General features: G+C 63.1%; 15 protein-coding genes. 9 read left to right on the forward strand and 6 right to left on the reverse strand.

All coding sequences use genetic code 11. The annotated features are described in order from the left end of the window. Window positions 1-22: 22 nt before the first annotated feature. Window positions 23-361, reverse strand: coding sequence for a P-II family nitrogen regulator (locus R3F42_03480; protein MEZ5541085.1), 339 nt, complete (start codon window positions 359-361; stop codon window positions 23-25). A gap of 57 nt (window positions 362-418) precedes the next feature. Beyond that, window positions 419-1114 (reverse strand): TorF family putative porin, encoded by a 696-nt coding sequence (locus R3F42_03485; protein ID MEZ5541086.1) that lies wholly within the window; start codon window positions 1112-1114, stop codon window positions 419-421. 278 nt (window positions 1115-1392) lie between these two features. On the opposite strand from R3F42_03485, the gene R3F42_03490 reads away from it, so the two are divergent. The 4 genes from R3F42_03490 to R3F42_03505 all read left to right on the forward strand — a co-directional run bounded on the left by R3F42_03490 (window position 1393) and on the right by R3F42_03505 (window position 5793). Further along, window positions 1393-1641 carry an accessory factor UbiK family protein gene (locus R3F42_03490; protein ID MEZ5541087.1) on the forward strand — a complete coding sequence of 83 codons (249 nt, stop codon included), beginning with the start codon at window positions 1393-1395 and terminating at the stop codon, window positions 1639-1641. Between the two features lie 193 nt (window positions 1642-1834). Continuing rightward, complete coding sequence (locus tag R3F42_03495) at window positions 1835-3331, forward strand: YifB family Mg chelatase-like AAA ATPase (GenBank protein ID MEZ5541088.1); 1497 nt, start codon at window positions 1835-1837, stop codon at window positions 3329-3331. A 180-nt stretch (window positions 3332-3511) separates the two neighbouring features. After that, the gene (locus R3F42_03500) at window positions 3512-4702 is read left to right on the forward strand and encodes a YjgN family protein (GenBank protein ID MEZ5541089.1); all 1191 of its coding nucleotides are present in this window, start codon (window positions 3512-3514) and stop codon (window positions 4700-4702) included. Then, the gene (locus tag R3F42_03505) at window positions 4699-5793 is read left to right on the forward strand and encodes a M48 family metallopeptidase (protein ID MEZ5541090.1); all 1095 of its coding nucleotides are present in this window, start codon (window positions 4699-4701) and stop codon (window positions 5791-5793) included. Before R3F42_03500 ends, R3F42_03505 begins: the two co-directional genes overlap by 4 nt. Window positions 5794-6144: 351 nt before the next feature. Here R3F42_03505 and R3F42_03510 read toward each other — a convergent pair whose 3' ends face one another. From R3F42_03510 to R3F42_03520, 3 genes are all read right to left on the reverse strand, one after another. Then, window positions 6145-6516 carry a hypothetical protein gene (locus tag R3F42_03510; protein ID MEZ5541091.1) on the reverse strand — a complete coding sequence of 124 codons (372 nt, stop codon included), beginning with the start codon at window positions 6514-6516 and terminating at the stop codon, window positions 6145-6147. Window positions 6517-6537: 21 nt separating this feature from the next. Next, window positions 6538-11274 (reverse strand): phospholipase A2, encoded by a 4737-nt coding sequence (locus R3F42_03515; GenBank protein ID MEZ5541092.1) that lies wholly within the window; start codon window positions 11272-11274, stop codon window positions 6538-6540. A 228-nt stretch (window positions 11275-11502) separates the two neighbouring features. Then, window positions 11503-12414, reverse strand: coding sequence for a LysR family transcriptional regulator (locus R3F42_03520; protein ID MEZ5541093.1), 912 nt, complete (start codon window positions 12412-12414; stop codon window positions 11503-11505). Window positions 12415-12537: 123 nt separating this feature from the next. Here R3F42_03520 and R3F42_03525 point away from each other — a divergent pair, with 123 nt between their 5' ends. The 5 genes from R3F42_03525 (at window position 12538) to R3F42_03545 (ending at window position 20429) form a co-directional block, all read left to right on the forward strand. After that, complete coding sequence (locus R3F42_03525) at window positions 12538-12954, forward strand: DoxX family protein (protein MEZ5541094.1); 417 nt, start codon at window positions 12538-12540, stop codon at window positions 12952-12954. 73 nt (window positions 12955-13027) lie between these two features. Next, a complete protein-coding gene (locus tag R3F42_03530) occupies window positions 13028-13912 on the forward strand; it encodes a pirin family protein (GenBank protein ID MEZ5541095.1) in 885 nt (294 codons plus the stop codon). A gap of 490 nt (window positions 13913-14402) precedes the next feature. Further along, window positions 14403-15605, forward strand: a complete 1203-nt coding sequence (gene nosP / locus R3F42_03535) for a nitric oxide-sensing protein NosP (protein ID MEZ5541096.1) — start codon at window positions 14403-14405, stop codon at window positions 15603-15605. Window positions 15606-15613: 8 nt separating this feature from the next. Continuing rightward, complete coding sequence (locus R3F42_03540; protein ID MEZ5541097.1) at window positions 15614-17851, forward strand: response regulator; 2238 nt, start codon at window positions 15614-15616, stop codon at window positions 17849-17851. After that, on the forward strand, window positions 17844-20429 hold the full coding sequence (locus tag R3F42_03545; protein ID MEZ5541098.1) for an EAL domain-containing protein: 2586 nt from the start codon (window positions 17844-17846) through the stop codon (window positions 20427-20429). The genes R3F42_03540 and R3F42_03545 overlap by 8 nt, the downstream gene beginning before the upstream one ends. Window positions 20430-20480: 51 nt before the next feature. Here the strand turns inward: R3F42_03545 and R3F42_03550 are convergent, their stop codons facing one another. Further along, entirely contained in the window at window positions 20481-22193 is a 1713-nt protein-coding gene (locus R3F42_03550) for a bifunctional diguanylate cyclase/phosphodiesterase (GenBank protein ID MEZ5541099.1), read from the reverse strand. Window positions 22194-22232: the final 39 nt, after the last annotated feature.

The raw sequence follows: 22232 nt of genomic DNA on the forward strand, positions 1-22232 counted from the left end.
GATTAGTCCTCCATCAGTCGGGTCAGAGCGCGTCCGGGCCGGTCTCGCCGGTACGGATACGAATGGTTTGTTCGATACTGGACACGAAGATCTTGCCGTCACCGATCTTGCCGGTATTGGCAGCCTTGGAAATCGCCTCGACGACCTTGTCGGCCATGTCCGCCTTCACCACGGCCTCGATCTTCACCTTGGGCAGGAAGTCGACGACGTATTCCGCACCACGATACAGTTCCGTGTGGCCCTTCTGACGCCCGAATCCCTTCACCTCGGTTACCGTGATGCCCTGCACACCGACTTCCGAGAGGGCCTCACGGACATCATCCAGCTTGAAGGGCTTGATGATTGCAGTTACCAGTTTCATGTATGTGTACTCCTTTAAAGTCGGCCCGCCCGGAGGCGGGCCGTATCGGTGCGGTTGTTAGAGAGACTTGGAAACGCTGAAGATGATTCGCGAATCCGCGAGGTCACCGAACAGCGTGTCGCCGTCGTTGTTGGTGTCGACGTAGGTCAGACCCAGGTCCAGACCGGCAATCGACTTGCTCAGACCGATGCTCCAGTCCATGTAGCCGGTACCTGCGAGGTCATAGGCATCGCCATCGTTCTGGCCGATCATCGCCGACAGACCGAAATCCATCGGCAGGCTGACATCGACGCCTGCCTCAAGACGCCAGGCGCTCTCGCCGCTGTCGAAGAAGTCGTCGCTGTAGTAGAACTTGGCCGAGCCGGAGATCGTGTCGGTGAAGGCATAACCACCACCGGCGTAGAGTTCCAGGGTGTTCCAGTTGTCAGCGCCCGGGTAGACGTACTCGATCAGGCCCAGGTCGTAGCTGATCGGGCCGGCCTCGCCGGCGTAACCGCCGTAGACGTCCAGCTCGATCTGCGGATCGGTACCGCCACCGAAGAACTGGGAGTCGACGTTGGACGCCCAGGTGCCGATGTACAGGCCACTGTCGTGGCTGAAATCGAAGCCGCCGGAAACGGCCATCTGGTTGTCCGTCTGGGAGACGCCGCGCCAGGCATAATCGCTGGACAGGGCGATATTCCCGCTGATCTCCGCCATAGCAGCTGAAGAGCCGGCCAGCATTGCGGTGGCAATCAAGGTTTTCTTCATCATTTCATTTCTCCTGAAAGTTGTGGTTAAGCACTGTGCAATGACCGAACCACTTCAACTTCAACCATGAAAGGGGAAAGTCATCCCATCCTGAGCAGGAACCGTGCCACCTGAATAAATGATTAATAAATCATCTTCTTAGGTGAATTACGGGGAATATCAGGAGGCGATAATGGAGCATCTGACGCACTAATACAGTGCGCTCGCACTATCCTGGTGCTACCGGGTGAGGCATTGCACGGTTATGGACGGAACCGGCGGGGTTCGACTATGGTAGGCGCATGTTCAACCCCAAGTTCATCGACGATCTGGCACGCCAGATCAGCAGCGGCATCCCCGCCGGCGTGAAGGGCATGCAGCAGGATATCGAGCAGAACGTACGCACCCTGCTCGCGGGCGCCTTCGCCCGGCTCGACCTGGTCACGCGCGAGGAGTTCGACGTGCAGGCGAAGGTGCTCATGCGCACGCGCGAGAAACTCGAGGCGCTGGAGCGGCAGGTCGCAGAGCTCGAAAGCCGGCGCCAGTCATAGCGCGCCGGGCGTCCGCGCAAGATTTCCCTCCACCAATCGCGCATGCGCTGCGCTCCTACACATAACGGCAAGCGCCGGTAGGCGCGGACCGCATCCGCGGCCCTGCAGTATCCGACGTCAGCCGTCGGTGTTGGCGCATACAGGCCGGCGCCCGCAGCGCCTACACTCCTCGCTCACCGCCAGGAAGCCTGCGATGTCGCTCGCCGTCGTCTACAGCCGCGCCCGGCTGGGCATGAATGCCCCGCTGGTCAGCGTGGAGGTGCAACTGTCGAACGGCCTGCCGTCGCTGTCCATCGTCGGTCTGCCGGAAACGGCGGTCAAGGAAAGCAAGGACCGCGTGCGCGGCGCGCTGCTCACCTCCGGCTTCGAGTTTCCCGCACGGCGGATCACCATCAACCTCGCACCGGCCGACCTGCCCAAGGAAGGCGGGCGCTTCGACCTGCCGATCGCGCTCGGGATCCTGGCGGCATCCGGCCAGATTCCGGCCACCGAGCTGGAGTCGTACGAGTGCGCCGGCGAGCTGGCGCTGTCCGGCGCCCTGCGCCCGGTGCAGGGCATACTGCCCATGACACTGCAGACGCTGCAGGCCCGGCGTACGCTGCTGGTGGCACGGGACAATGCCGCCGAGGCGATGCTGGTACGGGAGGCCGATGTCCGCGCCGCGCAGCACCTGCTGCAGGTCACCGCACATTTCAACCGCAGCGCCCGCCTGGTGCCCGTGCCGGCGACCGCGCTCGACACGCCCCGGCAGGCCCAGCCCGATCTCGCGGATGTACGCGGCCAGCCGCAGGCGCGGCGCGCGCTGGAGATCGCGGCCAGCGGCGGTCACAGCCTGCTGCTGGTCGGTCCGCCCGGTACCGGCAAGTCGTTGCTGGCGAGCCGGCTGCCCGGCATCCTGCCCGCACTGACCGAGCAAGAGGCGCTGGCGGTGGCGACCGTACGCTCGATCGCCGCCCTGCCGGTGGAACCGGCGCACTGGCGCGAACGCCCGTTCCGCGCCCCGCACCACACGGCATCGGCCGCGGCGCTGGTCGGCGGCGGCAGCACGCCGCGCCCCGGCGAGATCTCGCTGGCGCATCACGGCGTACTGTTTCTCGACGAACTTCCGGAATTCGACCGGCGCGTGCTCGAGGTGTTGCGCGAACCGCTGGAGACCGGCCGCATCATGATCTCGCGCGCGGCGCTGCAGGCGGAATTTCCGGCCGGTTTCCAGCTGGTCGCCGCCATGAATCCCTGCCCGTGCGGCTGGCTCGGCGACCCGTCCGGCCGCTGCCACTGCACCAGCGAACAGGTCCGGCGTTACCGCAGCCGGCTTTCCGGCCCCCTGCTCGACCGCATCGACATGCACGTGGAGGTGCCGCGCGTGGCGTTCGCGGCCATGCACGGCCCGCCCGGGGAAGACAGCGCGTGCGTGCGTGAGCGCGTTGGCCGGGCGCGCGGTATCCAGCTGCAGCGCGCCCGTGCGCTCAACTGCCGGCTGACGCCCCGGCAGATCGACGCGACCTGCGCGCTGACGCGCGGCGATCTCCGGCTGCTGCAACGGGCGCTCGAGCGGTTGCAGCTGTCGGCGCGCGCCTATCACCGCATCCTCAAACTCGCGCGCACGCTCGCGGACATGGAAGCCGCCGGCGCGATCTCCACCCGGCACCTGTCCGAGGCGATCAACTACCGCTGCCTCGATCGCGCCTGACGGCGGCGGGCGCCTGTGCCAGCGGCATGCACTGGCTGTTTTTTATCCCCCATTCAACCAGTTAAGCGGATTCGCGGGTGCGCGGCAGCGCACGGCTGCCCGTTCAAGCATGCAAGTCTCTGACCGATAAGTCAGTTTTACCCGTTTCACTCCCTCGGCTGGCATTCAGGAAGGTACGCGATGAACGAGCACACTCCCGCGGCTGCGCTGCAGCGCTTCGAATTCACCGGCAGCGGTGGCGAATATTTCAGGATCTGGATCGTCAACCTGGTCCTCAGCATACTGACGCTCGGCATCTATTCCGCCTGGGCCAAGGTACGCACCAACCGTTACTTCTACGGCAACACCCGGCTCGATGGCAGCGGCTTCGAGTACCACGCGAACCCGCTGGCGATTCTCAAGGGCCGCCTGATCGCCGTGCTGCTGTTGCTGGTGTATGTCTTCGCCGGGCAGATGCTGCCGGTGGCGGGCATCGCCTTCGCCGTCGTGCTGATGCTGGCCACGCCCTGGATCGTCTGGCGCAGCATCCAGTTCAACGCCCGCATGACCGGTTACCGCAACGTGCGCTTCGGCTTCCACGGCGCGCTCGGCGATGCCTACCGCTATCTGTTGCTGATCCCGCTGCTGCCCCTGCTCGCGTCCGCGCTCGTCGCCACCGCCCTGTTGCTGGCCGGCATCACGCTCGATGCACAGACCGGCATCGCGCTGATCGCGCTCGCGGTGCTGACCACGTACCTGCTGTTTCCCTATATTCAGAAATCCATCACCGCCTGGTACCTCAACAACACGCGCTACGGCCAGGGCCGGCTGCAGGTGCAGCTGTCTGCGGGCAGGTACTACCTGGTCTATCTGTGCCTGCTGGGCTGGGGGCTCCTGATCACCGTCGTCGTCGGCGCGATCTTCGGCACCGCGACGATGTTCACCGGTGTCCAGCTCGCGGCCGCAGCAAAGGAAGCGGGCGGGGAGATCCCGAACGCGGCGATGCTGCCTTTGCTCGTCGCGACCCTGCTGCTGTACGCCGCCCTGCTGGTGATCGGCGTCTGGGCCAAGGCCTACGTGAAAGTGAAGATCCGCAATTACGTGTTCGGCCGCATCGGGCTCGATGACGTGCTGCGGCTGGAATCGGATATCAGCACGGGCCGCCTGTTCCGCTTCTACCTCGCCAATATCCTGCTGCTGCTGTGCACGCTCGGCCTGGCCTATCCCTGGGTCAAGGTCCGGACCGCGCGGCTGCTGGCGGCGTCCACCCGGGCGCACCTGTCCGGCAGCCTCGACCAGTATGTCAGCCAGCAGCAGAGCCGGCAGTCCGCCGCGGGCGAGGAAATCGGCGAGGCCTTCGACGTGGATGCCGGTCTGGATCTCGCCTTTTGATAAGCGGCTGGCTCTACCCGCCCGACAGCTCGGCCCGGCGCGAGGCCGGGCTGGCGGTCGCCGGGGACCGGTACACGGTCACGACCGGGACCGCGGCACCGCTCACCGGCAGCCTGCTGGACCTTGCGATCAGCGACCGCATCGGCAACATCCCGCGCAGATTCACGCTGCCCGACCGCTCGGTGTTCGAGACGACGGATAACGCCGCCGTCGATGCCCTGCTCGCCGCCACCGGCAACGAGGACCCGCTGGCCGGCGCGCTGTACAGCCTGGAATCGCGCTGGCAGTGGATCGGCCTCGCCCTGCTGGTCACGCTGCTGATCGGCTGCGTGACCGTGTACTGGGGCATGCCCTGGGCCAGCCGGCAGATCGCCTTCGCCCTGCCGGTCCGCGCCGCGGAACTCATTTCGCAACAGACGCTGGAGCTGCTCGACGAGTCCATCCTGGCGGAAAGTGCACTCCCGCAGGAGGAACAGGAACGTATCCGGGCGCATTTCGCCGACACGCTGCTGCCGCTGCAGCACGAAGCCTTCACCTACCGGCTGCACTTCAGGAAGATGTCCGACATCCCGAACGCCTTCGCACTGCCATCCGGCGACATCGTCGTCACCGACCGGCTGGTGCAGCTGGCGGACAACCAGGCGGAGATCGACGCCGTGCTGCTGCACGAGATGGGTCACGTGGTGCATCGCCACGGCCTGCAGCAGGTCCTGCACTCGTCGTTCCTGACCATCGCCATCGTCGCTATCTCGGGCGATGCCACCGCCACCGGCAATCTCGCGGTGGCGCTGCCGGTGTTCCTGCTGCAAAACCACTACTCCCGCGACAACGAGACCGAGGCGGACCGTTATGCCTTCGAGCACATGATCGCGGCGAGCATCGATCCAGCGAATTTCAGCCGTATCATGGCGAAGATCGGCAGCGCCGCGGATGAGGACGGCGGGGAAACCGGCAAGGCAACAGCGGATGCGAAGAACGCAGCCGCCACCGTGGCGCGTTACCTCTCCACCCACCCGCCGACTCCGGAGCGGATCAGGATGGCGGATGCGTATTCGCGGCAATACCAGGGTCGGCGGGCTGTTCCGGAGTAACCGACAACCCCCGTATTATGTGTTAGCGCAATACCGAAAGTGGCCGATCCCGTCCAACAGGGGTTGCATGCGGCGGCATGCATTCATATCGCATCCTCGGGTATATACTTACTCAAGTCTGGGTCGGATTATCTGTAGTTCTATCATGCAGCCCGGTCTCGTGGACTTAATATTGCCTCGTGAATACCTTCCCCAGCGCACCTGTCAATTAAAAGGATGCCATTCCTAATACCCTTGCAGCGCGCGTGACATCTATTTCGTATGAAAGCAGTCGAAACATGCCATCGTGCTGTTCTGGAAATCCACCAAATAATGCGCACTGGAATATCAGACGCAAATACGTTCTGTAGCCTATTCTTCTGAGCCGCCTTCCTTCGTTATATTTTTTCCTGCCATCAGGAGTTTTGTCATCCATCCCCCCAATAAAGCAATCAAACTATAAAAGCCGGTAACCACAATACCGAAAAGTGATAGCGGACCAAGTGCATAAATCAATGAATAGATGACTTGCCCAAGATAAATACCTGTTATGGTGAAGACCAGACTTCTAGGGTAGGAGATGTAACCAATCACGCCAGAAAAGAATAGTGCGATCCAATAATATGCACTATCACTGTCCCACGGTTCAATTTCACCAGTAATAGGCGGAGAAAGCCCCCAGATTAATGCGCCGAGGACAATACCAATCAATAAACAGATAAGATGCGCTGACTTTAGTCTCATAATTGACCCTGCTGCGGCTTACTATGACCCCTTATAAAAGAACCATCCGCCGCCTCTTACACCCCAATAATAATTTCTGGCCCAATTTCTACAGACCGATCTTCTCGCAATGCCAGGACCTCCTGGCTCGCTCTCGCATTGCTTTAGCAAGCACTCATAAAATTTCTTATCACACTCTTTCCTGTTCTTTCCACAACCGCCATAGCAATCGTCATGCCCTTGGCAGCATGGAGCAAAGTTAAATCCGAACGGGTTGTCCGGTACGCCAGTACATACAAGCCCTGTTGGATCGACAAACCTTACGGGATTAGCCTTGGCATACAGGTAAGTATTGATACCACCTTCGAGCCCTATCGGATCACTCGTGATATATCTGCCAGTCGATGGATCGTAGTAGCGATAGTAGTTGTAATGCAGCCCGGTTTCCTGATCATAATACTGCCCCGGGAAGCGGACGTTCAGTTCCACCTTGCTTGGCTCCAGGACCGCCGAGCCGAACGGATCATAAGTTGCACGCCACACCACGCCACCGGCCGCATCCGTCATGACACGCGGCGCGCCCAGATGATCGTTATGCACGAAGTAGAGCCGTCCCTGCGCGGCGGCGGCCTCCGCCGCCCCGACCAGCCTGTCCCGAACGGATGCCAGCGCGCGCCCGAGGGCGCTTTCTCCGAGAGACTGCCAGGTCAAGCCCAGTAGTTTCCGCGACAGCATGACGAGGTCCCCGGCGTCGAGACGATCATTCCGGTTCAGATCACCGGCCGCGAGCTCGATCGCGGCCGGTGCACGCTCACCACGCACCAGCCTGAGCAGCGCCAGCAGGTCGCCGATCGCGACCTGTCCGTCGGCATCGATGTCCCCGGGTCCCGATATGCTGTCCCTGTCCAGCGGATTCGAACCGAGCGCAACCTCGTCCCCGTCGTTGACACCGTCGGCGTCGGAATCCGGATCGCCGATCAGCGTGCCGTACCTGAGCAGCTCCTCCCGATTATCCAGGCCGTCGCCATCGTCATCCGGCGCCACGGGGCTGGTGCCTGCCGCGACCTCGTCCCGGTTGGTCACACCATCGTTGTCGCTGTCGGGAAGATAGATCGCAAGCAAACTGCCGTCGAGGTAGATGTATTCGACCAGCACGGTCCCCGCCTGGTCGGCTTCGGCCAGCAATTCGCCATCGATGCCGTAGAGAAACAGCTTGCCTGCACCATCCGGCCCGGTTTTGGATACGCGCTGCCCCAGACCATTGTAGCGAAAATACGCTACCGGCGTTGCATCGCGTGCTGCCAGCGCGAGCCGCTGCTGCGAATCGTAGCGATACGACCAGTTACCCCGCGCCAGCAGATTGCCGGTCACGCCCAGCACGACGTCTTCACTGCCGATTCGGGCCAGACGATTCGTCCCGGGTGCATACGCCAGTGTCACCGGCGCGCCTTCGTCACCGAGTACGCGATTCCCGTTCGGGTCATACGCGTAGCGCCAGTCCGTGCCGAATGCGCCGCTTGCACTGATTGCCCGGTCCAGCGCGTCGTATCCGATACTGTCGGCTCCGCCGGCACCCGCCTCGCGCCGAACGAGATTGCCGTTACGGTCGTAGCCTGTATATGACATGGCGAACACCCCGGGAATCGTTTGGGACAGCAGGCGGTAGGCGCCGTCCCAGTCCTGAGTCAGAATCCTGCCGTTGGCATACTCCAGCGCGCCGATACCGCCGAATGGCAGATAGCGGATCTCCGCGGCCAGACCGTGGATGACACCATTCACGGCGAGATCCGCCGTGCGGACGCGACCAGCCGCATCATGTTGATAACTGACGGTGGCACCGGAAGGATAGGTTATGCTCCTGACGCGTCCTCCCGGATCCGTCACATAGCGCACAGCCTGGTGTGTCCGGACATGGCCGAAGGCATCGTAGTCGTATGCCACCGTCGCTGCGGCGGTCGTCACACCGCACAACCGGCCGACGCCGTTGTCGCAATCGTCCCAGGCATACTCAATGTCCATGGCAGCGGCCGGCGTCGCGACGTACCGCAGGCGGTTGAGCGCGTCATAGGTGTAACGCTCGGTCGAGGCTTCGGTGGTACCGCTGGCCGTGGTCCGGGTCAGGAGATTGCCCGCCGCATCGTAGGCATACGACGTGATCCCGGTATCCGGACTGCTGCGTTCCAGCAGATTACCCAAATCATCGTAGCGGTAGTTCGTCGCGCCGTTGTTGGGGTCGACCACGGTCTGCAGGCGGTCCGCCACGTCATAGCCGTACCGCACAGGAGTATCCGCCGTCGCCGGATCGTTACCGCCCACGTCGCGCGTGACAGCGAGCAGATGTTTTAAGGCGTCATACTCGAAGCCCGTTATGCTGCCGTTGCCATCCCTGACCAGCAGCAGGTCTCCCTGCATGGAAAATTCCCTATCCACCTGCTCGAGCGGATCGAGCGGATCGCCGCCGGTCCGCATATTCACCAGCCGGCCATAGCTGTCGAATAGGTTCGTGACCGTCCTGGCCAGCGTACCGCTGCTGTCGAAAGTCTGCTCGGAAACGCGGTTACCCTCGCTGTCGAGGGTATACCGGATCGAATTGTCCTGCCCGTCGCTGACCCGGACCAGACGCCGCGCCGCGTCGTAGCCGAACGTGATGGAGGTGATCGGCCCGACATCCGCAGCAACCACGATGCGGTCGACCTCAGCCGTATCCAGATAGGTCCAGCGGGTCTGCCGCGTCCCGGAATCCGTGCGTTCCGCTACGCTTGCCAGGCGATCGCTGCCGGGATAATACGAATAGTCGAGAGCCAAGCCATTCGGACGCACCTCGCTGGCCACCTTGCCGGTGGCGGTGTAACGGATTGCGCTGCGAACCAGCACGCCGTTTGCGTTCTCCACCTCCCGCAGGCGGCCACGGTCGTTGCCCTCGCGCGGGTCGTCGGGGTAATAGCGCAGGCGGGTGACATCCGCGACATCGCCGCGGGGGCCGTCGATACGACTCAACTGGTGCCGTGGGCCGTTGTATTCCCAGGTCGTGTGCCGCGCCACCGCCTGGCCATCGGGCCGGAACCCGCTGATGGTTGCGCTGGTGCGGTTGCCATAGTCGTCATACGTGTAGTGCGTTATCTTGCTGTGACCTTCGAGTACCGAGGGTTCGGTTATGCTCGCGATCCTGCCGGCAAAGCGTGGATCGTAGGTATACGCGGTACGCCGCGCCAGTGCAGAACCCGCGGCCTCGATGCGGTAGCCCGGATTGCCGTTCAGGTCGTGCCCGCCATATGCGGTTGTCACGCCATGTACTGTTTTCGAGGTCAGGTCGCCGCTGTCCGGGTCGCGGCTGTAAGCCGAATTCCCCGGCACACAGGTCGCACAACCGGGCCCATCGATCGCGGCAACGGCAGCCACACCCAGTACGGTTTCTATGGTGTAGGTAGTCTGTGCGCCATTGCCGTTGCTCAGTGTCCGGGTATGGTTGTTGTCATCATAGGTCACGTCCACGCGCCCGGCGTTCCCCGCATGATAACTTGACCTTACCCTGCCGTCCGCGAAGTATTCATAACTGGCATAACGCGCCTCCCCGCCTGCCTGGCTATCGGAGATGCCGGTCAGATGCGCCGGCAGATCCACGGCGTCCTCGATCAGCACAACCTCGTTGTAGTGATAGCGCCGATAGGGATTGTTCTCGTGTCCGTCATCACTGCCGTCGGGCCGGTACACGTACGCCAGGTTGCGGTCGGCATCGTACGTGTAGTGCCAGGTATTCCCCGCCTGGTCGCTGACTGTTGCGACGTGATTGTCCGCCGTGTACGTGAACGCGAGCGACTCGCCCGCGTTGTTGGTCACGGACAGCAGTCTGGCCGGATTTTCCATGTCGTCGTAGCCCAGCGTCGTCTCCACGCCGTCAACCGTTACGATTTCCAGCAGGTGCCCCGCGGAATGATAGCGTTCGACGGAATCGTCGCTGCGGGTGACCACAAATTCGTTGCCGGCCTTCTCCAGCCTGACCCCCGAATCGGGATCACCCGCCCACACCTGAGCCGCGCGGTTGTAGCTCCAGACCTCCCCCCTGGCATCGGCATCCCTGACCACGACCGACAGCGCGCCCGGTTCGATACGCCGGTGCCAGGTCGAACTCCAGCCGTTGCCCAGACCGACATCCTGCCGGTAAAGGCTGTTGTAGAAGCGCTGGAATCTCAGCCGCGACTGACCGCCGCCGACGTCTGTCTCCGCGTGCACCTTGTTGCCTGTTGCGATGTTGACAGGATTGCCTGCGAGCGTATGGCCCGCACATGCCATCCCGAGATTCTTGTCGTCATCCCAGGGCTGCGCCGGCGGCTCGACACAGGCCAGCTGACCGTCAGGATCCGTTGCCACGGTATTTCCATCAGGGCATGACTGACCCGCCTTGAACGACATCCGGAAATAGCTATCGGAACGCCGCCACCCTGCCTGCGGGTTCTGGGTGTCGAAGTACCGGTAACGAAAGCAGGTACCCGGCATGGCGCATTCATCGCTCGCCAGCAGGCGCGCAAAACTGTAGCGATACCTGCAATCCGCCGCCGGCGGCGGATAGGGTGTCTCCGCACAACCGATGAAACAGCGCTCGATCTTGAAGTTGAACAGGTTGTCGAAGGCTTCCTCGAAGCTGGCGCCGTACTGATGCACCGAGGACCCATAGGAACACGGCCAGGGCGGATCGGTTGCCAGCCATACCGGCTCGCCGGATACCGCGCAGGCAGACCGGAACAGCAAGGCAAGCATCGCACCTTTGCGGGTATTGTCCATCTGCAAGCCCGTCCACTCCCTGGTTGAGAACACTGCGGCGAACCAACAATTCAGGCAGCGTGCGTTGCATGTCGCAGCCCGCTTGCGCGGCCTCGATGCGGCAGCGCAGCGGCTGCATCCGTAAAACGTCCGGACAGTATGGTGTGGATTGTGGCGGCAGACACCCGGCGATGCGAGCGGCCTGGTGTAGGTGAAATCCGATAGTCGCGAGGTGCGGGCTGGGTGCGACTACAAGCCGGCATCCCAATAGGGCTGCTCGCCGATGCGATCGGCCAGGTATTCGATGAACACCTGCACGCGCCGCGGCACCAGGCGCCCGGGCGGCGTCAGGGCATGGATGCCGATCGCGGGTTGGTTGAATCCGGTGAGGATGCGCTCCAGGCGGCCGTCCCTGAGGTAGCCTGCCAGGATGAAGGTCGGACCGGCGGTGATGCCGATACCGGCCGCGGCGGCGCGGGCCAGCACCTCGCCGTTGTTGGCGTGCATGCGCAGTTGCGGCTGAGCGTGCAGCGCACGACCGTCGCTGTCGGCGTATTCCCACTGCCGGCGGTAACTCATGTTGGTGTATTGCAGGCCCACGTGCCGGCGCAGCTCGTCCGGGTGCCGCGGCGCGCCGTGACGCCCGAGATAGGTGCGGCTCGCGCAGGTCACCATGCGCGCGCTGCCGAGGCGCCGCGCCACCAGCGTGGAATCCTCCAGGTCCCCGATCCGGACCGCCAGGTCGAACCCTTCCTCGACCAGGTTGACGCTGCGGTCGTTCAGGTCCAGGTGGAGCTCGATGGCCGGGTGCAGCTCGAGGAACCCGGTCAGGACATCGCACAAGTGCAGCATCCCGAAGCTGAGCGGCGCGGCCAGCCTGAGCGCGCCGCGCAGGCCGGTCACCTCCGCCGCCGCACCCTGCTCGGCATCCTCCAGGTCGGCCAGGATCTGCACCGCGCGCTGATAGAAATGCCGCCCGGCCTCGGTCAGCGCCAGGCGCCGCGTGGTGCGATGCAGCAGGCGGCTGCCGAGCCGCTGCTCCAGCTGGCTGACCCGGCGGCTGACCATCGACTTGGCCACACCGAGACGTTCGCCCGCCGCGCTGAAACTGCCGGCCTCGACGACGGCGACCAGGGCCTCGATATCGGCGAACCTGTCCATATTGTTGCTGATATTAGAACAGATAATTCATTGATTCGATATTTATCTATTCAAATGCAACGATCATGCTGGGTGCACGGTCCGGCACCCACATTCACGACACCGGCCCAGGAGGAGCATCGAATGAACGAATCCGCGGCATCCGCTGCCACCCGTCTTGCCGGCCGCGTTCTGCTGGCTGCCATCTTCATCATGGCCGGCAGCAACAAACTCGGCGCCTATGCCGGCACGCAGGGCTACATGGAAAGCATGGGTGTGCCGGGCGCCCTGCTCCCGCTGGTCATCGCCCTGGAACTCGGCGGGGGGCTCGCCATCCTGGCCGGCTGGCAGACCCGCATCGCCGCCTTCCTGCTGGCAGGCTTCTGCATCGTCAGCGCGGCGCTCTTCCACGCCAATCTCGCCGACCAGATGCAATCGATCATGTTCATGAAGAACCTGGCCATTGCCGGCGGCCTGTTGACGGTGGTCGCCAGTGGCGCCGGCGCCTGGTCGGTCGATGCACTGACCCGGCGCGGCAGTCATGCAGCGCATCCGGCCTGAGCACGGCACGGCTGCGCTGGCAACGGATTAACAGCGGGCGCCAACCCGCGGGTACCCAGACCGGAGGCCTGACATGAGAGCAGCACAGACAGCCAATACATTGCCCCGCGCGCGCCGCATCGTGCGCGTGGTCAACGGCATGCCCGCCACCGACGGGGCGGGCGTGGAACTCACGCGCGTGATCGGCCAGCCGGCACTGCCCATGCTCGATCCCTTCCTGCTGCTCGACGCCTTTCGTTCCGATCAGCCGGAGGACTATATCGCCGGCTTCCCGCCGCACCCGCACCGGGGCTTCGAAACCGTCACCTATCTGCTCGACGGGCGCATGCGCCACCTGGACAGCGCCGGCCACGAAGGCGTCATAGAATCCGGCGGCATCCAGTGGATGACAGCCGGTCGCGGCATCGTGCACTCGGAAATGCCGGAACAGGAAAACGGCCTGCTCGAGGGCTTTCAGCTGTGGGTGAACCTGCCGGCGGCGCACAAGATGGATCCGCCTGCGTACCAGGAATTTCCGGCCAGCCGCATACCGACGGAAACCCGCGACGGTGGTGTGACGGTGCGTGTCATCGCCGGGACCACCGCGCAGGGCACGCGCGGCCCGGTCGAGCAGCCGCTTACCGACCCGCTCTATCTCGACGTCAGCATGCCGGCCGGCGCGGTCTTCAGGGAACCCGTACCGGAGCGGCACAACGCCTTCGTCTATGTGATCAATGGACCGGTCACGGCCATCGATCCCGACGCCGGCGGCATTGCACTGGGACGCGATGACCTCGGCATCCTCGGGCAGGCCGGTGACGAGGGCGTGGAGCTCCGCGCCGCGGACGCGCCGGTGCGCTTCCTGCTGGTGGCGGGACGCCCGCTCAACGAACCGGTGGCGCGCGGCGGTCCGTTCGTGATGAACACACGCCAGGAGGTACAGCAGGCGTTCGAGGATTTCCAGCAGGGCAGATTCTGATCGCCCTGCAACGCGCCAGCTAGCGAAAATCCAACGCTACTCGCACGGTCGCGACCGTGACGGTGCTGCGTACGGCAGCGCTCGGCATGGCGCTCGGCGCTATCCGGGCAAACCGCCACACGTGCCTGCAGCAGCGGCAGCCAGTCCAGCAGGTGCGTACCTACTGTGCAACGCGTTCCGCGCGATCGCAGCGACCACTATCCAGTCGGGACAATATATTGCGGCCATAGCAGGGCAGCCTGGTACGAACGTACCCGGTGGAACGCCACGGGCCGCACTCGCGTCCCGGCGCCCGGACGCACAGGCCAACCAACCCGTTGTATCCACACCACAACACTTAATGTCTGTTGCCGTTTTGCCGATGACAAGCGCGGTGCCAGTGATTGGCCCATGCCATCCGCGATCCCGACAACAACGCCGCCCAGTCCGGCGCCGGGCCCGCGGACGCCTGCTGCACAGGATGCGCGGCACAAAAAAAAGGACTTTTCAGATGAGTGAGTTACAGTACGGCAATCCCCCGCATACCTCACCCGACACCCAGCAGGCCGCAGCAGCAGACTCGCTCAGAATCCGCAAAGGGGTGTCCCTGTCCCGGGACGCAGTCGATGCGGCGCAGGAATTCTTCGAGTCCGTGCAGCAGCCTGACACGGAACTGGTCCTGTTCTACTGTTCCCCCGAATACGACCTGCCGGTGCTCGCCGCCGAACTCAAGCGGCGTTTCGGCGCCACCCCGCTCATCGGGTGCACCACGGCCGGGGAGATCACCCCCGCCGGTTACCTGAAAGGGTCACTCACCGGGGTCAGCATCAGCAACAGGGATTTCAGCGTCGCGACCCGGCGCATCGACCACCTCGACAGCTTCGCGCTCAAAGACGGTGAACAAACAGCGGACGCACTCACTACCGAACTGAAACGCAGGGCGAACCCGCCCACACCACAGAACACCTTCGGCTTCCTGCTGATAGACGGCCTATCAGGACGCGAGGAGATCGTGGTCAGCGCAATCTACCGCGGCATCGGCGGTATCCAGATCTTCGGCGGCTCGGCCGGCGACGACGTCCGCTTCAAGACGACCTACCTCTATCACGACGGCGCATTCCATACCAACTGCGCCGTCTTTTCCCTGATCCAGACCAGCCTGCCGTTCACCGTCTTCAAGACCCAGCACTTCGTCGACTCGACCGAGAAGCTGGTGGTCACCGAGGCTGATCCGGAACGGCGGATCGTCTCCGAAATCAACGGTGCGCCCGCCGGTCGTGAGTATGCCCGCATCGTCGGACTCGACGTCGACAAGCTGACTCCGTTGATCTTCGCCACCTACCCGGTGGTCGTCAAGATCGGGGGTGACTTTTACGTGCGCTCCATCCAGAAGGTGAACGAGGACGAGAGCCTGACCTTCTTCTGCGCCATAGACGAAGGCGTGGTTCTCACTGTCGCGCGCGGCGTGGATTACGTCGAGAACCTGAGTTCGCTATTCGCCAACGTCAGGAAGCGCATCGGCGAGCCGGCGCTGGTGCTCGGCTGTGACTGCGTGCTGCGCAACATTGAGCTGGACCAGAAGGACCTGCGCAATGATGTCGCCCGCATCCTGACGGAAAACAATGTCATCGGGTTCGCGACCTACGGCGAGCAATACAACGCCATGCATGTCAACCAGACCTTCACCGGCGTGGCTATCGGGAGCAGGAAATAGCCGCCCAGATGCCAAGCTCAGCCACCGAAGTCCGGCTCGCCGAGCTGGAAGCGGAGGTCGCGCGCCTGCGCAAGATCAATCGTGTGCTCATGAACAAGGTCGAGCAGAGCACGGACCTGCAGGGCGACGCCTACGGACTGTTCCAGTCCGCCATCGCGCTGGAAAGCAAGGTGCGTGAACGCACGGTTGCCTACGAATCCGCCATGCACGAACTGGAAACGTCGAACGAGGAACTGCGCCAGGCGAAGGAGGCGGCAGAGGCCGGCAGCCGCGCCAAGAGCGAGTTCCTCGCCACCATGAGCCATGAAATCCGTACACCCATGAACGGCATACTCGGCATGACCGAACTGCTGCTCAACACGGAACTGTCCGAGAAGCAGCGGCGCCTCGGCGAGACAGCCTACCGTGCGGGTACCACCCTGCTGAACATCATCAACGACATCCTGGATTTCTCCAAGATCGAGGCCGGCAAGCTGGAGCTCGAGTTTACCGAGTTCGACCTGCGCGATCTGGTGGAGGAAACCCTGGAGCTGCTGGCGGAGCGCGCGCACAAGAAAGGCCTGGAACTGCTGGGACTGCTGCCTGCCCGATTGCCGCATTTTGTGCATGGCGACCCCGGCCGTTTGCGTCAGGTGCTGATCAACCTGCTGGGGAACGCCATCAAGTTCACCGAACACGGCGAGGTCGTGATCCGGATCGAACTCGACGAAATCAACGCTGACCGGTCGCGTATCAACTTCATCGTGTCCGACACCGGCATCGGCATCGATGCCGGTTTACAGGAGCGCATTTTCGATGCCTTCTCGCAGGCGGACGGCTCGACGACCCGCAAATATGGCGGCACCGGTCTGGGCCTTGCTATTTCCCGCCGTCTGGTCAACCTCATGGGCGGCGAGATCAGCGTGCACAGCACCCCGGGACAGGGGACAAGCTTTTCCTTCAGCCTCGAATTCCAGCAACGGCACTGCACCGCACCTGCCACGATGCCAAGATATACGCCCCTGCGCGGGCTGCGCGTGCTCGTGGCCAACGCCAACAATGCCTACGGCGCCATGCTGTGCAGCCTGCTCGCCCACTGGGGTATGCAGGCGGTGCATGTCGCGACTGCGGCACAGACCCTGGAGACATTGCAAGCCGCACAGGCGCACGGCGAGCCTTTCGACAAGGCCTTGCTGGACCACCGGCTTGGCGCTACCAGCGGGATCGAACTCGCTGAGCGTATTGTCGGCCACGCCGGGATCGGGGAACTACCGCTACTCCTGCTGCGCACCACTGACCTCGACGACAGGATTGCCGGCCGCAGGGTACCCGAGGGCGTGCTGCTGCTGAACAAGCCGTTACGCCTGCACGCGCTGCTCGATTCCCTGCTGGCGCATGCCGCTGAGCCGGCCATGACGGCTGCGCATGCAACCGCCGGCGCCGCCACCGGCACCGAAACCGCCGCAGGCAGGCTGCATGTCCTGCTGGTCGAGGACAACCCGGTGAACCAGGCAGTGGCTGTCGACATGCTCGAACTCTCCGGTATCCGGGTCAGCGTTGCCGGCAACGGCGTCGAGGCACTGGATGCCATGCAGCAAGGGGCGTTCGATGCGATCCTGATGGATTGCCAGATGCCGCATATGGATGGTTACGAAGCGACCCGCCGCATCCGCGCGGCGGAGTCGGCCAGAGGCGGCCGACACATCCCGGTCATCGGCCTCACGGCCAATGCGATGAAAGGCGACCGTGAGCGGGTCATCGCGGCGGGCATGGATGATTACCTGTCGAAACCCTACACGCGCGATCAGCTGATCGGTCTGATCGAAACCCACGTCGGCGCCGACGCCACACCCGCGATCGGCGCGTCAGCCGGTGCCGACGTCCAGATCAACTGCACTGAGTCACATCAGTTCGACCCGCAGGCGCTAGAGACCATACGCAGTATCCAGCAGCCCGGAAAACCGGACCTCCTGCACAAGGTGATCGGCCATTTTATCGATACGACGCCGTCCCAGCTCCGGGAATTGCAGCGGAACATTCAGGACAACAAGGCTGATGCGGCACGCATGACGGCACACACACTGAAGTCCTCCAGCGCCACCCTGGGTGCCGTGACCCTGGCCACCCTGCTCGCGGACATCGAGACGGCCGCACGCGAAAACCGCCTGCACGACTGCCACGATGCCGCAGGCCGGCTTGACAGCACCTATCTCCTGGTACAGCGCACGCTGAATACTTACCTGACTGGTGATCATGCACATGATTGACCTGGTTGCAGCAGACATCGAACGCCGCCCGCTGGTGCTGGTCGTCGACGACGATTTCACCATCCGCATGCTTGTCACGGAGGCCCTGTCCGGCGCCGGCTTCGAGGTACTGGAGGCCGAAGACGGTCAGCAGGGTCTCGATATGTTCGCTGCACGACAACCCGAGATCGTCCTGCTGGACGTCATGATGCCGGGCATGGACGGCTTCACCATGTGCACGGAACTGCGCAAGCTGCCCGACGGAAATCATGTCCCCGTACTCATGATGACCGGACTGGACGACATGGATTCAGTCAACCATGCGTATGCCGCGGGTGCCACGGACTTCATCACCAAACCCATCAACTACGCGCTGCTGGGGCATCGTGTGCGCTACATGCTGCGTGCCTACCAGGCGATGGAGCGCCTGGCGGACAGCGAGCGCAGCCTGGCCAACGCCCAGCGCATCGCCAACCTCGGCAACTGGGAATGGGATACCAGGTCCTCCACCATCAGCTGCTCGAGCCAGACATTGCGCATACTCGACCTGCCCAACAACCCGCAGGTGGCGCTGTTCAGTGCCTTTCCTTGGGTACATGACAGTGACAGGGACAGGATCAAGGCCTGGTTCCGCCACGCGCTATCCACCGGCGACGCCCCCAACATCATCTGCCGCATCCAAAGATCCGACGGTGCCGAACTGCACGTGCGCATGCAGGGCGAAGCGGAACTGAACGGGACAGGCCAGATCCACCGGATTCACGGCACGCTGCAGGATATCACCGAGCTCAGGCAGGCGGAGGAGCGCATCCACGAGCTGGCCTATTACGACAGCCTGACCGGACTGCCGAACCGCGGCTTCTTCATGACCCAGGTGAAGCTGGCGCTCGATCATGCCAGTCGTCACCAGCACCTGGCCGCTCTGCTGTTCGTCGACCTCGACAACTTCAAGCGCGTCAACGATACGCTGGGTCACGGCATGGGCGACAAACTGCTGAAGCTGGTCGCCGAACGCATCAGCGACAGCCTCTACTCCACGGATGCCGTCAGCCAGATCAGTTACGACAGGGACAACAGCAATATCGCCCGCCTGGGCGGTGACGAGTTCACCGTACTGCTGTCACGGATAGGCCAGGCGGAAGATGCAACGATCGTGGCAGAGCGTATCCTCGATGTCGTGTCGCAGTCCTTCACGCTCGACAACCAGGAAGTATTCGTGACACCCAGCATCGGTGTCGCCGTTTTCCCGCGTGACGGAACGCTCACGGAAACCCTGCTCAAGCATGCCGACATGGCGATGTACCACGCCAAGCGCGCCGGCAAGGGTACCTTCAGGTTCTTCGACGAGACCATGCACGAATCGGCCAGCCATCGCCTGATCATGGAACTGCACCTGCGCAAGGCGCTCGAACTCGGCGAGCTGTACCTGCATTATCAGCCACAGATGGACGCGGAAAAGAACCGGATCTGCGGCATCGAAGCACTGCTGCGCTGGAACAACACCGAGCTGGGCCCGGTCAGCCCGGCCAATTTCATACCGCTGGCCGAGGAAACTGGACTTATCATTCCCATCGGTGAATGGGTATTGCGCAGCGCGTGTCAGCAGGCGCAGGCCTGGATCGATGCCGGGATCGATTTCGACCGCATGGCGGTGAATATCTCTGTCCGGCAGTTCTCCAGTGCCGGATTCAGCGCTTTGATAGCACGCATCCTGGACGAAACGGGCCTCGAGCCCGCCATGCTAGAACTGGAGGTGACCGAAAGCCTGCTGATGAGCGATGCGGCCGGCGCCATCGCGATCCTGAGAGAGCTCAAGGACACCGGCATCCACGTCGCCATCGACGACTTCGGTACCGGCTACTCCAACCTCGCCTACCTCAAGCAGTTTCCCATCGACCGTATCAAGATCGACAGGATGTTCGTGCGTGATATCGTGGCCGATCCCAATGATGCTGCTATCGCCACCGCCGTTATCGAGATGGCGCATGGCATGGATATCGGCGTGACGGCCGAGGGTGTAGAAACTGAGGCGCAGCTCGAGATTCTCAACAAGCTGCACTGCGACGAGATGCAAGGCTTCTACTTCGGCCATCCGATGTCGGCCGACGAGATCGTCGCCTATGTCGGTAATCACGAGCAGCACAGACACAGAATTGACAAGCGTATCAGCCTCTATCCCGCCGTACTGCTGGTGGACGATGACGACCAAACGCTGGCTGTGCTTGCCCGGATCGTGCGCCAGGCCGGTTACCTCGCCTTTACGGCAAGCTCAGCGGTGGACGGGCTGGAGATACTGGCAAAGCAGCGCGTCAGCGTGGTGATCTCGGATTACCTCATGCCCGGCATGGATGGCGTCGAGTTCTTCCGCCGTGTCAGCAAGATCCATCCGCACACCATCCGGATGATGCTCAGCGGTCACAGCAACCGGCAGATCGTCATCGATGCCATCAATGACGGAGCCATCTCCAGATTTCTTGAAAAGCCCGTAAAGCCCGGCATCCTGCGCAACGCATTGCGGGAGGTTCTGGGAGGCAGAACCCGCGCGGCCGGCGGCAACCCGTTCGCCGATCAGTCTTCCCGCCGTACCGATACAGGCTGACTTTGGCAGCCGACTGCAATGCCCGCTTCGGGGCACGTCTTACGGCAGCACTCAGCTATAGCTGCGCATGCCGCCGGCATCGTGCGGTAACGACAGGTTGTCGACCTCGAAATCGGACCGCCATGCGGATTGTGCCGGCGGGCCGAACAGATAGCCCTGGCCCAGGGTAAAGCCTGCCTGGCGTACCGACTCGAGGGTGTCCTCGTCCTCTACGCCCTCCGCCACCAACTGGTAGCCGAGCTCGCCGATCATCGCCACCAGGTGCTCGACGATACGACGCGTCTTCAGGTCACCGAGATTCCTGATCAGGCTGATGTCGAACTTGACCGTGCTGACCGGCATCGAGGCAAGGTAATGGAAGGAGGAATAGCCACTGCCAAAATCATCCAGGGAGATCTCGAAACCCTGCGCCCGCAGCTTCACCAGGTTCTCGCCGGCCGTAGCAATCTGCGTTATCAGCGCCGATTCGGCAATCTCCAGCACCACGCGATAATCCGCCTGCAGGGGCCGGAAGGGCGCCAGCCATTCCGGCAGGTTCTTGTTGACCAACGTCGGTCCGGCGAGGTTGATCGAAATCCCGCTACCGCGCTGGACCCTGCCGGCGCGCAGATCCTGAAGGATCTGCTGCAGCACTGCCCGATCCAGGTCCACCTCGAGGTGACGCGCCTGGACGACCGGGAATATGGTGGACGGCATCAACCATTCGCCATGGTGTTCGATCCTGACCAGGGCTTCGTAGTAAAGGATCCGGCCACCAGCGAAGTCCACGACCGGCTGGTAGAACATGGTCAATCCGGTACCGAGCATGGCCGCCTCGCAGACAGCAGCGTTGATCCGGTTCGATAATATGCCCTCGTCGTGCTGCGCCAGGTCAGCCTGAAAGACCACTATCCCCGGGCTGCCGGGGCGTTTGGCGTTATACATTGCGACATCGGCCCGCCATTGCAGATCTGATAGCGCGCCGGGATCGGCAAAGCTGGCAGCGGCAATGCCCACGCAGACCCTGACGGGTTCGCGCACCCCGAGCGTGCTGTAATCCGCTGCGGCCAGTTCCTGCAGGCAGCGCTCGGCAAAGCGCTGCGCCCCGGCCTCGTCGGTACCCAGCATGAGTACCACGAACTCGTCCCCCCCCACCCGGAACAGATGCTCGCCACGGCGCAGTACACTGCCGATCCGCCTGGCTACCTGTTTCAGGACGTCATCACCGGACTGATGGCCGTAACTCTCGTTGATGGCCTTGAAACGGCACACATCGAACAACACGAAACTCAGGCTGATACGGCGTTCCTGCAGCACGGCCGGCAACTCCCGCAGGTATTCGTCAAAGGCCTTCCTATTCCTCGCCCCGGTCAGCGCGTCGTGATTGGCCAATGCTCGCAATTCCCTGCCGGTTTTCTCCAGATTCTCGCGCATGCCCCTGATACAGACGTGATAGTCATCCAGGGACTGCCGGATGCGCTCGGCCTCGGCCAGCTGGAACAGGCGTGCGGGCGCCGGCGCAAGCGCTGCGGCTGAACTGTCCTTGAGAAGATCGATGTGCCGGGCGAGCGACTGCAGCGGCCGCACCACAAGCTGCCTCAGGGCTACAGCGAAAACCAGCAGGACTGCGAGCAGCAGCAAGCCGAGATCGCGGTAAACCGCCAGGTCCGCGTGGCCGCTGCCATGGTGGGCATGGTAGCCGTAAATGGCGAACAGGCCGGCCACCAGCACGCCTGCGCACAATGCATAGAATCGAATCGGTCTGGCTGCGAATCGGGCCGGCATGCCTGTTACCGGCCGCGTGGCGGGCGCACGCCGCGCCCT

The sequence above is a fragment of the Pseudomonadota bacterium genome (assembly GCA_041395565.1).
In the GTDB taxonomy this organism is placed as follows: domain Bacteria; phylum Pseudomonadota; class Gammaproteobacteria; order UBA9214; family UBA9214; genus UBA9214.

Coding starts and splice junctions, on each gene's coding strand:
- R3F42_03515 (MEZ5541092.1), bottom strand. CDS start 11,274: ATGGACAATACCCGCAAAGGTGCGATGCTTGCCTTGCTGTTCCGGTCT.
- R3F42_03520 (MEZ5541093.1), bottom strand. CDS start 12,414: ATGGACAGGTTCGCCGATATCGAGGCCCTGGTCGCCGTCGTCGAGGCC.
- R3F42_03525 (MEZ5541094.1), top strand. CDS start 12,538: ATGAACGAATCCGCGGCATCCGCTGCCACCCGTCTTGCCGGCCGCGTT.
- R3F42_03530 (MEZ5541095.1), top strand. CDS start 13,028: ATGAGAGCAGCACAGACAGCCAATACATTGCCCCGCGCGCGCCGCATC.
- R3F42_03485 (MEZ5541086.1), bottom strand. CDS start 1,114: ATGATGAAGAAAACCTTGATTGCCACCGCAATGCTGGCCGGCTCTTCA.
- R3F42_03490 (MEZ5541087.1), top strand. CDS start 1,393: ATGTTCAACCCCAAGTTCATCGACGATCTGGCACGCCAGATCAGCAGC.
- R3F42_03500 (MEZ5541089.1), top strand. CDS start 3,512: ATGAACGAGCACACTCCCGCGGCTGCGCTGCAGCGCTTCGAATTCACC.
- nosP (MEZ5541096.1), top strand. CDS start 14,403: ATGAGTGAGTTACAGTACGGCAATCCCCCGCATACCTCACCCGACACC.
- R3F42_03550 (MEZ5541099.1), bottom strand. CDS start 22,193: ATGCCGGCCCGATTCGCAGCCAGACCGATTCGATTCTATGCATTGTGC.
- R3F42_03540 (MEZ5541097.1), top strand. CDS start 15,614: ATGCCAAGCTCAGCCACCGAAGTCCGGCTCGCCGAGCTGGAAGCGGAG.
- R3F42_03480 (MEZ5541085.1), bottom strand. CDS start 361: ATGAAACTGGTAACTGCAATCATCAAGCCCTTCAAGCTGGATGATGTC.
- R3F42_03510 (MEZ5541091.1), bottom strand. CDS start 6,516: ATGAGACTAAAGTCAGCGCATCTTATCTGTTTATTGATTGGTATTGTC.
- R3F42_03495 (MEZ5541088.1), top strand. CDS start 1,835: ATGTCGCTCGCCGTCGTCTACAGCCGCGCCCGGCTGGGCATGAATGCC.
- R3F42_03545 (MEZ5541098.1), top strand. CDS start 17,844: ATGATTGACCTGGTTGCAGCAGACATCGAACGCCGCCCGCTGGTGCTG.